Here is a 625-nt window from a genome sequence, read left to right as displayed (position 1 = left end):
CTCCTGCATGGAGACGCGATTAGATCACAGACGATCTGCCTGTTCAAATTTCATTAACAAAGTGCGATCCCGCCCTGCTCTTGCAACAGGATAGAAAGTGGTTTTTCCAACCCAGGATTACTTTTTTCATACCATCCACTAAATAACCGTTTTTCAAAATGAGAACGTAAATGGGGTGTTAGTTTGTCGATTATATCAACAGGCATTCCATCGGCAGGCCTGCGGAACCTCTCAACAACTCCTGAAAGATCAATTTCATCTGTACTTGTTTCATTTTTAGCTAATTCTAATGTTGTAATCGAAATTGTTTGGAGAATAGAACGGAGGATATTTGTTAGAGAAATAAATCTATCTGTAAGCTGCATCCTATTGGCTAGTTCTTTTTCTTTTAAATAGATCGTTTTCATACTTATCCTTGATAAATAATCTTCAATGTTAGGCTTTATGATATTCAATCAATGCTACAAATTGGATCGCTAGCCAAACACCACGCTACCGCCCGTGGATTACAGCTTCCAAAATGCTCCATTAACCAGCGAGGGCAGCAGCCTTAACCATCCCCTCATATGAGCGAGGCGTGGCGCGGCTTCTGAGGTATGATCGCCATCCTTGACCAGCTAATACC

General features: G+C 41.3%; 1 protein-coding gene. It reads right to left on the bottom strand.

The annotated features are described in order from the left end of the window. Window positions 1-53: 53 nt before the first annotated feature. Window positions 54-407: a hypothetical protein gene (locus tag OKC42_RS22670; protein WP_270820942.1), complete on the bottom strand. Its 354-nt coding sequence runs from the start codon at window positions 405-407 to the stop codon at window positions 54-56. Window positions 408-625 lie beyond the last annotated feature (218 nt).

This window comes from Aeromonas sp. Y311-2 (genome assembly GCF_027706025.1).
Lineage (GTDB): Bacteria > Pseudomonadota > Gammaproteobacteria > Enterobacterales > Aeromonadaceae > Aeromonas > Aeromonas veronii.
Note: the sequence above shows the minus strand (reverse complement) of the source record. Positions and strands in the feature narration are given on the sequence as shown.